The sequence below is a fragment of the Nonomuraea sp. NEAU-A123 genome (genome assembly GCF_018603905.1).
In the GTDB taxonomy this organism is placed as follows: domain Bacteria; phylum Actinomycetota; class Actinomycetes; order Streptosporangiales; family Streptosporangiaceae; genus Nonomuraea.
Map to the genome: position 1 here is coordinate 414,853 of NZ_JAHFZZ010000002.1, position 14,797 is coordinate 429,649.

The following is a 14,797-nucleotide window of genomic DNA, read 5'->3' on the forward strand; positions in this document are numbered from 1 at the left end:
CCATGGCCACCACCAACCAGACGGGCGGCAGCCGGCACACCAAGGGCGGCCGGATGAAGGCGACGTCCTCGCGGCGAGCGCAGTCGGCCCGCACGGAGCTGCGACTGCTGCGCACCGCCTGCTGGCTGTTCTCCGAGCGAGGGTTCCACGGCACCGGCATCCGGGACATCTCCGAGGCCGCGGGGGTCGCCGTCTCGGCGATGTACTACTACGCCTCCTCCAAGGACGAGTTGCTGGAGGCGGTCACCCGCCGCGTCATGGAGGTGCTGGCGGCCAGCAGCGAGGAGACGGTCCGCGACATCGACGACCCCGCCGAACGGCTGGCCGCGCTCATCGCCGTGCACGCCGCCTTCCACGCGCGCAACCCGCGCGCCGCCAAGGTCGCCGACCACGAGTTCCAGGCACTGACCGGGCAGGCCCGGCGCGACATCCTGCGGCTGCGCGACGCCTACGAGAAGGTGTGGGCGGACACGCTGGAGGCCGGAGTGCGGGCCGGTGTCTTCACCGATCGCGGCAACGTCGCGCGGCTGGCCCTGTTGCAGATGGCGACCGGGATCGCGCACTGGTACCACCCCAACGGCGAGCTGGACATCGCGCGGCTGTGCGAGCGGTTCGCCGACATGGGGCTCGCGCTGATGGGCGCCAGCCGGGACGGGCGGCCGCTTCAGGTGGGCGACCTGCGCATCCCCGACTCCGAGCTGCTGCTCCAGCGGGTCGAGCTGTCGATCGAGCCACGCCGCAAGCCGACCGGAGTGTGACCTGCCAGTGGGCCGGGGGCGGTCTTGACATCACCTCAAATTTGAGCGATCGTTCGACAACATAACGGGCCTTGAGGGGAGACCGGCGTGAGGCGTACGGGCCATGATGACGAGCGGCGGGCCGCGTCGGCGGACGAGCTGGAGCATGCGGCCACGCTCGCGCGGGACCTGTTCGGCCTGGCGGGCCGGCTGGAGCCGCTGCCGGGGGAGAAGGACCGCAACTTCCGGCTGAGCACGGCGGGCGGCGACCGTTACGTCCTCAAGCTCCACGCGCCGGGCACCGACCCCGCCGAGCTCGACCTGCAGGACGCCGTGCTGCTGCACCTGGCCGGCTCGCCCTCACCACGCGAGTGGGTCGGAGGCGGCGACCGGCCCTCGGCTCCGCGTGTGGTGCCGGCCCTGGACGGACGCCGGTCCGCCGCCGCCGCGTGGGTCGACGGCCCGCGCACGGCCAGGGTGCTCACCTGGATGGACGGCCGCCCCTGGGCGGAGGTCGAGCCGACGGCGCGGCGCCTGCGCGGGCTGGGCCGTCACGTGGCGGCCGTGGACCACGCGCTGCGCGACTTCACCCACCCCGCGATGCGGCGCGAACTCGTGTGGAACCTGACCGGCGCCCCCGCGGTCGCGGACCTCGCGCCGCTGCTCGACGGCGAGCTCCGGCCGCTGGTGACCGAGGTCTTCGACCGCTACCGCGACCAGGTCGCCCCACGCGTCGCGGCGCTGCCCCACCAGGTGATCCACAACGACGCCAACGAGCTCAACATCCTGGTGGACGACGGCGGCGAGGTGGCCGCTCTGATCGACTTCGGCGACGTGGCGTGGAACCCGCGCGTCTGCGGGCTGGCGGTGGCCGGGGCGTACGCGATGCAGGGGCACGCCGATCCGCTGCGGGCGGTGCTGCCCCTGGTGAGCGGGTACGACGAGGTGTCGCCGCTGCGACCGGCCGAGCTCGAGGTCCTGTACGACCTCATGCGTACCCGGCTGGCGATGAGCGTGTGCCTGTCGGCCTACCAGCACGCGAACGACCCCGCCAACGACTACTTGCTGGCCAGCCGGCGGGGTGTGACGCAGGTGCTGCGGCGGCTGGCCGGGACGAGCCCGGACCTCGCTCACTTCCGGCTGCGCGACGCGGTCGGCTTCACGCCCAACCCACTGACCCGGGCCGTACGCCAGCACTTCGAGTCCGGCGCGGCCCATCCCGTGCCCCTGCTTTCCGGCGCGGCCCATCCCGCGCCTCTACTGTCCGGCGCGGCCCAGCCGACGCCTCTACTGGACGCCCCGCCGGCCCGCTACGGCGAGGAGAGCGCGCCGCGACCCGGACGGCGGCCGGAGATCCACCTGGGGTGCGACCTGGCCGCCCGCGAGGGCGTCACCGTGCGGTGCCCTCTCCCGTCGGTCGTGCACACCGTGAAGACCCACCCGTCCGGCTCCGTCGTGCTGGAGCACCGCACCGACGACGGCGTACCGTTCTGGACCCTCTACCGGCACCTGGACCCGGAATCGATCACCCACCTCACCCCGGGCGGCGAGCTGGCACCCGGCGAACCGCTGGGGACGGCCGGAGCCACGGACCCGCCGCGCCTGCAGTTGCTGACCCACCTACTCGGCATGGGAACCGACATCCCGGACACCGCGCCCGCCGACGAGGCGGACCTGTGGAGGGGCATCAGCACCGACCCCGGCCTGATCCACGGGCAAGGGGGCGCGGCGCGACCACCTCGGGAGGCAAGCGGTATCGCCGCGCGCCGGCGGACGAATCTCAGCCGGGCGATGAGCCTGTCCTATCGTGAGCCGCTGCACCTCGTCCGGGGTGAGGGCGCCTACCTGTTCGACGCCGCCGGCCGTCCGTGGCTGGACCTGGTGAACAACGTCTGCCATGTGGGCCACTGCCACCCGCGGGTGGTGGCCGCGGGGCATCGGCAGGCGGCCCGGCTCAACACCAACACCCGGTATCTGCACGATTCCGTCGTGGAGTACGCCCGCCGCCTGGTCGAGCTGCTGCCGGACCCGTTGCGGGTCTGCTTCTTCGTCAACTCCGGCTCCGAGGCCAACGACCTCGCGCTGAGGCTGGCGGCGGCTCATACGGGCGCCGCGGACGTGCTGGTCCTCGACCATGCCTACCACGGCCATCTGTCCTCGCAGATCGCCTTGAGCCCGTACAAGTTCAACCGGCGCGGCGGGCGCGGCCGGCCGGACACCACCCATGTCTGCGAACTGCCCGACCCCTACCGTGGCCGGCTGCGGGCGGGCCGGGACCACGATCTGGGCCGGCGCTACGCCGGCTCGGTCGCCGACCGGCTGGCCGAACTCGCGCCGACCGGGCGGCGGCCCGCCGCGTTCTTCGCCGAGTCGCTGCAGAGCTGCGGCGGTCAGATCGTCTACCCCGACGGCTATCTGCGCGAGGCGTTCGAGCACGTACGGCGGGCGGGCGGGGTGTGCGTGGCCGACGAGGTGCAGGTGGGGCTGGGGCGGGTGGGGCGGAGCTTTTGGGGGTTCGAGCCGCAGGGGGTCGTGCCCGACATCCTCACGCTGGGCAAGCCGCTGGGCAACGGGCATCCGCTGGCCGCCGTGGTGACCACGCCGGAGATCGCGCGGTCGTTCGAGACGGGGATGGAGTACTTCAACACCTTCGGCGGCAACCCGGTCTCGGCCGAGATCGGGCTGGCCGTGCTCGACGTCGTACGCGATGAGGGTCTGCAGGCCCACGCGCGCCGGCGCGGCGAGCAACTCCTGGACGGGCTGCGCCGGCTGCGGAGCCGCCATCGGCTGATCGGAGACGTCCGGGGCGAGGGGCTCTTCCTCGGTGTGGAGCTGAGCCTGGAGGGGCGGCGGCCGGCCACCGCGCAGGCGGGCGCGGTCAAGGAGGCGGTGAAGGCGCGCGGGGTGCTGCTGTCGACGGACGGGCCGGATGACAACGTTCTCAAGATCAAGCCTCCCCTGGTGGTGACCGAAGCGGACTGCGAGCTGTTCCTCGATGTCCTCGGCGATGCGCTGGGCGAGGTCGAGGCCTCCCTCACTTCTTGACGTAGCCGTTTATTTGAGCGATCGTTCGACTGCTTAGGAGAGACGATGACCGATACCAGCAGCCTCCCGGAGCCGGTCGGCACCGGGCCGGAGGGGTGGCCGAGCGCCACCGAACTGGCCGAGCGGATCGCCTCCGGCGCGGTCGGCGCGCGCGAGGTCCTGGAAGGCTACCTGGCGCGCATCGACGCGCTCGATCCCGCGCTGAACGCGTTCTGCCACGTCGACCATGACCAGGCCCGCCAGGCGGCCGACGCGGCCGACGCGCGGGTGGCGGCGGGCGGGCCGCTGCCGCCGTTCCTGGGCGTGCCTATCGCGATCAAGGATCTGCACCCGGTCCGCGGCCGGCCGCTGTGCAGCGCCTCCAACGCCGTCGAGCACCGCGTGATGGACGCCGACGCGCCGGCGGTCAAGGCGTTGCGGGAGGCGGGTTTCGTGTTCGTGGGCGCGACGACGTCGCCGGAGTTCGGCACCGTGTCGGTCACCGAGTCGCTGCGCCACGGCGTCACCCGCAGCCCCTGGGACCTGAACCGCAGCCCGGGCGGTTCCAGCGGCGGCGCCGCCGCGGCCGTGGCGGCCGGTCTGCTGCCCGTCGCGCACGGATCCGACGGGGCGGGCTCCATCCGCGAGCCCGCCAGCTTCTGCGGGCTGGTCGGGTTGAAGCCGAGCCGCGGGCGCGTCCCGTCCGACGCGCACTACATGGAGGGCTTCGCGACCGAGGGCGTGCTCACCCGTACCGTGCTGGACACCGCGGCGATCCTGGACGTCTTCGCGGCGGCCCCGCAGTCCACCTGGTACAGCGCTCCCCCGGCCGACGAGCCGTACCGGTGGCAGGCCGGGCGTGATCCGCGGCGGCTGCGCGTCGGGCTCAACCTGCAGCCCGCCTTCCCCGCCGAGGTGCACCCCGCGGCCGTCGCCCTGGCCCGCCGGGCCGCCGACCTGCTCGCCGACCTCGGGCACGAGGTGGTCGAGCAGTCGATTCCGGGGCTCGACCCCGACTGGTTCCAGCCCCGTTTCGAGATCCTGTACGCCACCGGTTCGGCCGACTGCGCGATCGTGGACGAGTCGGCGGCCGAGCCGCTCAACCGGACCCTTCGCCGGGCCGCCCGCCAGACCGACTCGCTGACGTACGTGCGGACCATGCTGGAACTGCAGTGGCGCTCGGCCGAGATGTACCGGGCGTGGGAGGCCGTCGACGTGCTGCTCACCCCGACCAACCCGGTCCTGGCCCCGAGTGAGGGGGCGCTGTGGCAGGGGCAGGACGCCGACCCGTGGCTGCCGCTGCGGCGCGCGGAGGAGACCGCCTCGCTCACCGCCCTGGCGAACATGCTGGGCCTGCCCGCGATCTCCATCCCGCTCGTGGAGCAGCACGGCGGCCTGCCGCTCGGCGTCCAGCTCATCGGCGGCAGGTGGCGCGACGGCACGGTCCTGGCCCTGGCCGGCCAGCTCGAACGAGCCCACCCGTGGCGTCACCGCAGACCCAGCCTGCCTGCGACCATCGAATCCTCCGGGAGGAACACTTCATGGATCTGACCGCCCCGCTCTCCTCGACGATCATCGACTTCCGCGTACGGGTGCCCAGCGCCGCACGCCCCCCGCTCGCGGCCGGCGGCGACGTCTACACCCAGTACGAAGCGGTCCTCGACATCGGCGACGGCTGGCACAAGGGCATGGGCGAGTTGCTGGCCGAGATGGACGAGGCCGGGGTCGGGCACGCCGTGCTGCACGCGGAGTACGAGCACGGCGACTACGCCGACGCGCTGAATGAGGAGGTGGCCGAGCAGGTGCGGCTGCGGCCCGACCGGTTCTCCGGCTTCGGGACGGTCACGCTGGAGCCCCTGTCGATCATGCGCGCCGTACGCCAGGTCGAGCGGGTGGCCGCGCTGGGGCTGGCGGGGATCAACGTGCAGCCGTCGTTCTTCGGCCACGCGATCGACGACCGGCCGCTGTACCCGGTGTACGCCAAGGCCACCGAGCTGGGGCTGGCGATCGGCATCCACACGGGCGTCAACTACTCGCGCCGGCACCCGATCGAGTCCGAACGGCCCGTCCGCCTGGACCAGGTCGCCTGCGACTTCCCCGAGGCGACGCTCATCGCCTGCCATGGCGCCTGGCCGTGGGTGCCGGAGATCGTGGCCGTGGCGCGGCGCCACCCCAATGTGCTCATCGACTTCGGCGGCCTGGCCCCCAAGTATCTCGGTGTGCCGGGATCGGGCTGGGAGATGATGCTGCGCTTCATGGACCGGGTCCTGCGCGGGCAGGTGCTGTTCGCCACGGACTGGCCCGTCTTCCCGCACCTGCGGGCTCTGGAGGAGTGGCATGGCCTCGGTCTGCGGGCCGAGACGCTGGACGCGCTGCTGCACGACAACGCCGGACGGCTGCTGGCGGCCCGCCAGGAGGCGGTGCCGGTATGACCGTTCCGCGATTGGCCCGCATCACCGACTACGTCGGTCATTGGGCCACCCACCGCCCGGCGCGCGAGGCGCTGGTCGGCGAGCAGGGCCGCTGGACGTACCAGCGGCTGCGTGCGGACGTCGACCGCTGCGCGGCCGCGCTGCTGGCCGCCGGCGTGCGGCACGGCGACCGGGTGGCGCTGCTCGGCCATCCGCAGCCGGAATGCTTCGTGGTCTTCCTGGCGGCGGCGAGCATCGGCGCCGTCTGGGTGGGCCTGAACCCCAAGTACACGATCGCCGAGCTGTCCCACGTGGTCGCCGACAGCGAGCCGACCCTGCTGTTCGGCATGCTCGACGCCGAGAACGCCACGCTGAGCGCGCTGCGGTCGCTGGGGTCGGTGCGCGTGGTGACCCGTGACCGTGCGGTGGACGGGCTGTCGCTCTCCTATGAGGAGTTCCTCGACACCGGCGCGGACGTGCCCGGTGACCTGCTGGCCGGCGCCCGCGAGCAGGTCCGGCCACTGGACGCGGCGGCGATGATCTACACCTCCGGCAGCACCGGCCGGCCCAAGGGCGCGCTCGTCCCGCACTGGGGGCTGGCCCACTGCGGCGCGGTGCAGGCGGGACGCTGGTACGGCGAGGCGCCCCGCAAGCTGTGCGACCTGCCGCTCAACCACATCGGCGGGCTCGGCGACATCAGCACCTCGATCCTCACCGCCGGCGGCACGGTCGTGTACATGCGGCGCTTCGACCCCGCAGGCGCGCTGCGCATGGTCGAGCGCGAACGCCTGACGCACCTGTACTGCATTCCGACGCAGTTGCTGGCCATGGTGACAACGGCGGAGTGGTCCCAGTGCGACCTCGGCTCGCTGGAGTACATCCTGTGGGGCGGGGCCGCCGCGCCGCAGAGCCTGCTGCAGACGCTGGCCACGACGGGCGCGCGGCTGGCCACCAGCTACAGCCTCACCGAGTCGACCGGTTCGGTCACCTACACCGACCCGGGCGACCCGCTGGAGGTGCTGGCCTGGAGCGTGGGCCGGGTGGATCCGCACTACGAGGTCACGCTGCGCCGCCCCGACGGCGCCGCGTCCGGCGCCGGCGAGCTGCTCGTGCGGGGCGACTTCATCACCCGGGGCTACTGGCGGGCGCCGGAGGCCACCCGGGCGGCGATCGACGGCGACGGCTGGCTTCACACCGGCGACCTGGCGGTGGAGGAGGCGGGCGGCCACCTCCGCCTCGTCGGCCGTCTCAAGGAGATGTTCAAGTCGGGCGGCTACAACGTCTACCCCCGCGAGCTCGAAGCCGCGATCGAGGAGCATCCGGCCGTCGCGCTGGCCGCCGTGGTCGGCGTGCCCGATGAGCGCTGGGGCGAGGTCGGGCACGCCTTCGTCGTGCCGAGCGCGCCGGTCACGGCGGGTGAGCTGCGCGAGTACGCCCGCGCGCGGCTGGCCAACTACAAGGTGCCGAAGGTGTTCCGGCTGGCGGCGGAGCTGCCGAAGCTGCCCATCGGCAAGATCGACAAAGTGGAGCTGCGCCGCCGCGCCATGACGCTGGGAGATGGACATGATGGAGATCGGTAATGTCATCGACGGCGAGTCCGCCGATCCGCTCGACGGCGAGTGGGCGCCCGTGCTCGACCCGGCGACCGGCGAGACGATCGCGCGCGCCCCGCGCTCGGGGCCCGCGGACGTCGACCGGGCGGTGGCCGCGGCCGAGGCGGCCTTCCCCGGCTGGGCCGCCACGACCCCGGGCGAACGCGCGCTCGCGCTGCTCAAGCTGGCCGACGCGATCGAGGAGCACGGAGCCGAACTGGCCGAACTGGAGTCGGCCAACGCCGGAAAGCCCCTGCATGTGGTCAAGCGCGATGAGATCGGCACGATGGCCGACAACCTGCGCTTCTTCGCCGGCGCCGCCCGCTGCCTGGAGGGCAAGGCGGCCGGCGAGTACGTGGCCGGCTACACCTCGATGCTGCGCCGCGAGCCCGTGGGCGTGGTCGGCCAGATCACGCCGTGGAACTACCCGTTGATGATGGCGGTGTGGAAGATCGGCCCCGCGCTGGCCGCGGGCTGCACGAGCGTGCTCAAGCCCGCGCCCACCACACCGGTGACGACGGTCAGGCTCGCCGAGCTGGCCGCCGGCATCTTCCCGCCCGGCGTGCTCAACGTCGTCGTCGGCGGCGACGAGCCGGGCGCGGCGCTGGTCGAGCATCCCGGCGTCGAGCTCGTCTCGCTCACCGGGTCCGTCGAGACCGGCCGGTGGGTGGCCGAGCACGCGGCCCGCACGCTCAAGCGCACCCATCTGGAGCTCGGCGGCAAGGCTCCGGTCGTGGTGTTCGACGACGCCGACCTGGAGGCGGCGCTGGAGATCATCTCCGGCGCCGGCTTCTACAACGCGGGGCAGGACTGCACGGCGGCCACCCGGGTGCTGGCCGCGCCCCGTCTGTACGACGACCTCGTCGCCGGCCTGGCCGCCAAGGCCAAAGAGCTGGTGATGGGCGACATGAGCGCGCCGGACACGACGCTCGGCCCGCTCAACAGCCTGCGCCAGCGCGAGCGGGTGGCGGGCTTCCTGGAGCGCCGGCCCGGCCACGCGCAGGTCGTCACCGGGGGCCGGGCCGCCGACCGGCCGGGCTTCTTCTTCGAGCCGACGGTCGTCGCCGGGCTGCGGCAGGACGACGAGCTGATCCAGCGGGAGATCTTCGGCCCGGTCATCACCGTCCAGCGCTTCGGCGACGAGGAGGAGGCCATCAGGCTGGCCAACGGCACGCCGTACGGTCTGGCCGCCTCGGTCTGGACGCGTGACATCGGGCGGGCCCTGCGCATGTCCAAGGCGCTGCGCTTCGGCTGCGTCTGGATCAACGACCACGTCCCGCTCGCCTCGGAGATGCCGCACGGCGGCTACAAGCAGTCGGGCCACGGCAAGGACCTGTCGGCGTACGCGCTTGAGGACTACACGCACGTCAAACACGTGATGGCCAGCCTGCGCTGAACGCCGGCCGCTCGAGCTCGGGAGTGCCGCCCCACATCCACTTAATCTATCGATCGTTCGAAATGGTGATTGCCCATGATGCGATGGAAGGCCGCGGGACGCGTCCTGCTGGTGATGGCCCTGCTGGCCACGGGCTGCGGCAGCGGCGCGCCGCCGGGGAAGGCCGCGTCCCCTGACGGCGGGACGCCGAAACGCGGCGGGAGCCTGACGATCCTGCGCGCCTCCGACATCGACGGCTGGGATCCCGACAAGGCCATCCAGCTCGCCACGTTCCAGACCCTGCCGCAGGTGATGGAGGGCCTGGTGCGCTACGCGCCCGACGGCACCTCGATCGAACCCGGCCTGGCGCAGAGCTGGAAGCTCGACGCCAAGGCCAAGACCATCACCTTCACGCTGCGTTCCGGGCTGACCTTCAGCGACGGCCGGCCCCTGACCTCGCAGGACGCCGCCTTCTCCGTCGAGCTCTGGCGCAAGGGGCTGTCCCTCGGCACGCTGTACGCGGCCATCACCGGCACCGCCACACCCGACCCGCGGACCCTGGTCATCAAAATGAGCAAGGCGAGCACGTTCACACTCACCTGGCTCAGCAACGGCTCCTCGGTCATCGTGCCGAAAGACTTCGGCGGGATGAGCCGCAAGGACTTCTTCACCAAGCCGATCGGCGCCGGCCCCTTCGTCGTGGCCTCCTACCGGCCGGGCCAGCAGCTCGTCCTGGAACGCAACCCGCGCTACCACGACCCCGCGCGCCCCTACCTGAACCGCCTCACCTACGACGTCGTCGCCGACCCCAACCAGCAGCTGCTGCGCTACCAGAGCCGCCAGGCCGACGCCATCGAGGCGGTGCCGCTCGACCTGGCCGCCCAGATCCCGCGCGGCGAGCAGGTGATCGTCCACCCGTCGGCGACGATCCACGGCATCTTCGTCAACGCCGCCCGGCAACCGGGCAACGACCTGCACTTCCGGCGCGCGGTCAGCCTGGCGATCGACCGCGCCCGCTACATCCAGGCGGTGTTCGGCGGTCTGGCCGCACCGGCCACGGGCGGGCTGCCGCCGCGGGTCCAGGGCTCGGTCGGGTGCGGGTGCGTGTACGAGACCGGCGTGGAGAAGGCCAAGCAGGAGCTGGCCCAGTCCTCCTACCGGCCGGGGACGAAGGTGGAGCTGGTGGTGGACGCCACGACGCCCTTCTCCACCCGCGCGGGCGAGACCGCCGCGGCGCTGCTGCGGGCCGCCGGCATCGAGGTCGACCTGCAGAAGCTGGAGGTGCAGGTACTCGTCGACCGGCAGGCGAAGGGCGCCTACGACCTGTCGCTGGGCGAGGTCGGCAGCGTCTCACCGACCGTCGGCGACATCTTCGGCCTCATCGTGGCCACCGGCGGGCTGTACTCCGGCCTGCCGATGAAGACCATCTCCGACGCCTTCACCCGGCTGGAGATCGCCCGGACCGACCAGGAACGGGCCGAGGCGGTACGCGTGGCCGAGACCTGGATCCACGACAACCTGCCCTACATCCCGACCGCCTTCCCCGACCGCCTCTTCGCCGTCTCCCCCAAGGTGAAGGGCCTCAAGGTGACCCCCTTCCTGTCCTATCCGGCCGACCTGCTCTGGGCGGCGTGAGCATGCCCGCCGCACGGTTGCGCTTCGTGGCGGGCAGGCTGGTCCAGGTGCTGCCGGTGCTGGTCGCGCTGCTGCTCATCGTCGTCCTGCTCCAGCAGCTCATGCCCGGCGACCCCGCACGGGTGATCGCCGGACCGCGGGCGAGCGCGGAACAGGTGACGCAGGTCCGCCACGATCTCGGGCTCGACCAGTCGATCCTCGCGCAGTTCTGGAAATACGTGGTGAACCTGTCCGGCGGCGACCTGGGCCGGTCGAACCGTACCGGGATCCCCATCGCCACCATCGTGGGCGAGCGCGCCGCCGTGACGGTGTGGCTGCTGTTCGGCGGCCTCATCGTCAGCACGCTGCTGGCGGTGCCCGCCGCGCTGGTGATGGCGCTGCGCCCGCGCTCGCCGGCGGCCCGCGTGTGCGCGCGTTCGCTCACGGTCATCCTCAACTGCCCGCCCTTCTGGGTCGGCCTGATGCTGGCCTCGGTACTGGCGCTGCGGACGGGCTGGCTGCCTGTGGGCGGCTTCGGCGAGAACACCGGCGACCGGCTCCGCTCGATGGTCCTGCCCTCGCTGACGATCGGCCTGGCGGCGATGCCGCTGCTGGCCCGCAGCGGCGCCGCGAGCCTGCGCCAGGTGCTGGCCGCCGACCACGTGACCACCGCCCGATCGCTGGGCCTGTCCGGATGGCCGCTGGTCCGGCGCCACCTGCTGCGCAACGCGCTGCCGCCGGCCGTCACCCTGCTGGCCGTCCAGGCCGCCGCGCTGCTGTTCGGCGCGGTCATCGTGGAGCAGACGTTCGGCCTGCCGGGGCTGGGGGCCGAGATGGTCAACGCGGCGAGCCAGCGCGACTTCCCGGTGGTCCAGGCTCTCACGCTGATCTTCGGAGCGGCCATCATCGGGATCAACCTGCTCGCCGACCTGGCGGTCGCCCTCCTGGATCCGAGGACGACATGGCGATGATTACTCCCGCGGCGGTGTCCGCCGTGACACCGCGTGCGTCCGGCTGGACTCGTTCGGCGGCCGCCGGGCTGCTGGCGCTGGCGATCCTGGCCGCCGTCCTCGCGCCGCTGCTGGCTCCGGCCGACCCGGCCCTGCTGACGCTCGACCAGCTCCAGCCGCCCAGCGCCGCCCACCTGCTCGGCACGGACGCGCTCGGCCGGGACGTGCTGTCCCGGCTGCTGTTCGCGCTCCGTACCGACCTGCTGCTGATGGTGTTCGCCGCGGGGCTGCCGATGCTGGCCGGCACGCTGATCGGCGCGGTGGCCGGCTACCGCGGCGGCGTCCTGGACGCCGCGCTGCGCTGGGTGGCCGACATCTTCCAGGCGCTGCCCGTGTACGTGCTGCTGATCGCCTTCGTGTTCGTGCTGGGTCCGGGCACCGCGTCGCTGCTCGTCGCGTTCAGCGTGCTGGGCTGGGTCGTGTACGCGCGGCTCATCCGCACCGAGGTGCGCCGGGTGCGCGAACGCGACTACGTCTCGGCCAGCTACCTGCTCGGCCTCTCCCACACCGCGGTGCTGTTTCGGCACGTGCTGCCGAACGCGCTGCGCCAGTCGCTGGTCTACCTGGCCACCGACATGGGGATGGCGCTGCAGGGCATCGCGGTCCTGTCGTTCTTCGGGCTCGGCGTCAAGGCGGGCACGCCCGAGCTCGGCGCGATGGTGTCGGAGGCTCAGCTGTTCCTGCGCAGCCACTGGTGGCTGGCGGCGTTCCCGGGCCTGACGATCGTGATCCTCGGATCGAGCATCGCCGCCCTCGGCGACCGGCTCGGCGACCGCCTCGGCGGTCGGCCCGTCGGTCGGCTTAGTGGTCGGCTTGGTGGTCGGCTCGGCGGTCGAGGGGAGGCGCGAGGATGAGCGCGCACCCGCTGCTCGAAGTGGACGGACTGCGTGTCGCCGTCCGGCGGGACGGCACGGCGCTGACCGTGCTCGACGGCGTCTCCTTCGCGGTCGGCGCCGGGCAGTGCCTCGGCATCGTCGGCGAGTCGGGGTGCGGCAAGTCGCTCACCCTGCGCGCCGCGATGGGACTGCTGCCGCCGGGCATCGAGCGCACCGGCGGCGAGATCCGCCTGAGCCCGCGGGCAGGAGCCGCACCCTGCGCCGTCCCTCCCGGCCAGGCGGCCGGGCGCGGGCTGGCGATGGTCTTCCAGGACTCGCACGCCTCCCTCGACCCCACGGCCCGCGTCGGAGCCTTCATCGCCGACATCGTCCGCCGCCGCACCGCCACCTCACGGGCCGCCGCCCGGCGACGGGCCGTGGAGCTGCTGGCCTCGGTCGGCGTCCCCGACCCCGCCCTGCGCTTCGGCTCCTACCCGCACGAACTCAGCGGCGGCATGCGCCAGCGCGTCGCCATCGCCCTGGCACTGGCCACCGATCCACGGGTACTGCTGTGCGACGAGCCGACCACGGCGCTGGACGTGACGCTGCAGGCGGAGATCCTGCGGCTGCTGGACGCCGCCCGCGCCGACCGGGGACTCGGCATGGTCTTCGTCAGCCACGACATCGCGGTGATCCGCCAGATCGCCGACGTGGTCGCCGTCATGTACGCCGGCCAGATCATCGAGATGGGACCCGCGCCGGACGTCCTGGACCGGCCCCGGCACCCCTACACCCGAGCCCTCATCGACGCCGTCCCCACGCTCGACGGGCCCATCGGCCGCTTCCGCCCGATCGCGGGCTCCCCGCCCGCCCCGGCCGACTACACCCCCGCCTGCCGCTTCATGACGCGCTGCGCCCACCACGTCGCGGCCTGCTCGGGCCCCGTCCCCGGTGTCGACGGGCTCGACAGCAGGCACCGCTCGTCCTGCGTGAACACCTTGGAGGCCAGATGAGCGAGCTGGTACGGGTGGAAGGACTCGTCGTGGACTTCCCCGTACGGGCCGGACTGCTGCGGCAGCGGCGCGTCCGCGCGGTCGACGCGATCGACCTGCGACTGGGGCGGGGCGAGATCCGGGGCCTGGTCGGCGAGAGCGGCTGCGGCAAGTCCACCCTCGCGCGCGCGATCGTCGGCCTGGCACCCCCGTCCGCCGGACGCGTGCTGCTCGACGGCGTGCCCGTACCCGCGCGGCGCCCGCCGGGCATGCGCCGCCGGATACAGATGATCTACCAGGACCCGGGCTCCTCGCTCGACCCGCGCCGCACGGTGTCGCAGACGCTCGCGGAGCCGCTGCGCCGGCATCGCACCGTCCCCGCCGAGCGGATCGGGCACCGGACGCGGGAGCTACTGGAGATGGTCGGCCTGGGCGAACGGCAGGCGCACGCCCTCCCACGCGAACTCTCCGGCGGCCAGCGCCAGCGCGTCGCGATCGCCCGCGCCCTGGCCGTCGAACCGGAGGTGCTGGTCGCCGACGAGGCCGTGGCCGCGCTCGACGCCTCGGTGGCCGGCGCCGTGCTCAACCTGCTGAGCGACCTGCGCGAGCGGCTCGGGCTGACGGTGCTGTTCATCTCGCACGACCTGGCGACCGTACGGGGGCTGTGTGATCGCATCGCCGTCATGTATCTGGGGACCATCGTGGAGGAGGGGCCCGTCGCGGAGGTCTTCGCGCGGCCGGGGCATCCGTACACCCGTGTACTGCTCGACGCGGTCCCCTCCCGCGATCGGCGGCGCTCCGGCGCCATGGCGCGGGGCCTCGAGGGCGAACCCCCGAGCCCCCTGCGGGTCCCGCCCGGCTGCCGCTTCCACCCGCGCTGCCCCCAGGCGGCCGAGCGCTGCGGCGAGTCGGACCCACCTGAGGACCGGCGGGACGGGCAACGGGTATGGTGCCACTTCTCGTGGCGCGATGGACAGCCTTACGAGCTCTGAACGGCTCCGCATGGCGCGGCGGTCAACGTCACGGCCCCCGCTCGGGTCCGTAATGTCACGGTCTGTGCTTCGGCCGGCCGGCGGCTTGTCGACGAGTCCTCGAGCATGGGCGTTCAGAACGCCCTCGCGCTGTCGGGGCACCCGAGCATCAGAGCCGACGCGCCACCAGGTCATGGCACGCCTGGGACACCGCTGACGCCCGAGACCAGGCCGGTTCGGCATGCTCGCCACCTCG

The 14,797-nt window shown here is 73.0% G+C and carries 11 protein-coding genes; all 11 read left to right on the top strand.

Annotated elements, in window-relative coordinates:
* Positions 1-2: 2 nt before the first annotated feature.
* The 11 genes from KLK06_RS06060 to KLK06_RS06110 all read left to right on the top strand — a co-directional run bounded on the left by KLK06_RS06060 (position 3) and on the right by KLK06_RS06110 (position 14,562).
* Complete coding sequence (locus KLK06_RS06060) at positions 3-758, top strand: TetR/AcrR family transcriptional regulator (RefSeq protein ID WP_214634297.1); 756 nt, start codon at positions 3-5, stop codon at positions 756-758.
* Positions 759-845: 87 nt separating this feature from the next.
* Positions 846-3,782 (top strand): aminotransferase class III-fold pyridoxal phosphate-dependent enzyme, encoded by a 2,937-nt coding sequence (locus tag KLK06_RS06065; protein WP_214634298.1) that lies wholly within the window; start codon positions 846-848, stop codon positions 3,780-3,782.
* A gap of 45 nt (positions 3,783-3,827) precedes the next feature.
* The gene (locus KLK06_RS06070; protein ID WP_214634299.1) at positions 3,828-5,312 is read left to right on the top strand and encodes an amidase; all 1,485 of its coding nucleotides are present in this window, start codon (positions 3,828-3,830) and stop codon (positions 5,310-5,312) included.
* Positions 5,303-6,193 (top strand): amidohydrolase family protein, encoded by an 891-nt coding sequence (locus tag KLK06_RS06075; RefSeq protein ID WP_214634300.1) that lies wholly within the window; start codon positions 5,303-5,305, stop codon positions 6,191-6,193. The genes KLK06_RS06070 and KLK06_RS06075 overlap by 10 nt, the downstream gene beginning before the upstream one ends.
* Complete coding sequence (locus KLK06_RS06080) at positions 6,190-7,752, top strand: class I adenylate-forming enzyme family protein (RefSeq protein WP_214634301.1); 1,563 nt, start codon at positions 6,190-6,192, stop codon at positions 7,750-7,752. The genes KLK06_RS06075 and KLK06_RS06080 overlap by 4 nt, the downstream gene beginning before the upstream one ends.
* The gene (locus KLK06_RS06085; protein ID WP_250904944.1) at positions 7,736-9,160 is read left to right on the top strand and encodes a gamma-aminobutyraldehyde dehydrogenase; all 1,425 of its coding nucleotides are present in this window, start codon (positions 7,736-7,738) and stop codon (positions 9,158-9,160) included. The genes KLK06_RS06080 and KLK06_RS06085 overlap by 17 nt, the downstream gene beginning before the upstream one ends.
* A gap of 75 nt (positions 9,161-9,235) precedes the next feature.
* Positions 9,236-10,774 (top strand): ABC transporter substrate-binding protein, encoded by a 1,539-nt coding sequence (locus KLK06_RS06090; protein WP_214634303.1) that lies wholly within the window; start codon positions 9,236-9,238, stop codon positions 10,772-10,774.
* A gap of 2 nt (positions 10,775-10,776) precedes the next feature.
* Positions 10,777-11,724 (top strand): ABC transporter permease, encoded by a 948-nt coding sequence (locus KLK06_RS06095; RefSeq protein ID WP_250905065.1) that lies wholly within the window; start codon positions 10,777-10,779, stop codon positions 11,722-11,724.
* On the top strand, positions 11,721-12,617 hold the full coding sequence (locus tag KLK06_RS06100) for an ABC transporter permease (RefSeq protein WP_214634305.1): 897 nt from the start codon (positions 11,721-11,723) through the stop codon (positions 12,615-12,617). Before KLK06_RS06095 ends, KLK06_RS06100 begins: the two co-directional genes overlap by 4 nt.
* Entirely contained in the window at positions 12,614-13,591 is a 978-nt protein-coding gene (locus KLK06_RS06105; RefSeq protein ID WP_214634306.1) for an ABC transporter ATP-binding protein, read from the top strand. Before KLK06_RS06100 ends, KLK06_RS06105 begins: the two co-directional genes overlap by 4 nt.
* Complete coding sequence (locus tag KLK06_RS06110) at positions 13,588-14,562, top strand: ABC transporter ATP-binding protein (RefSeq protein ID WP_214634307.1); 975 nt, start codon at positions 13,588-13,590, stop codon at positions 14,560-14,562. The genes KLK06_RS06105 and KLK06_RS06110 overlap by 4 nt, the downstream gene beginning before the upstream one ends.
* Positions 14,563-14,797 lie beyond the last annotated feature (235 nt).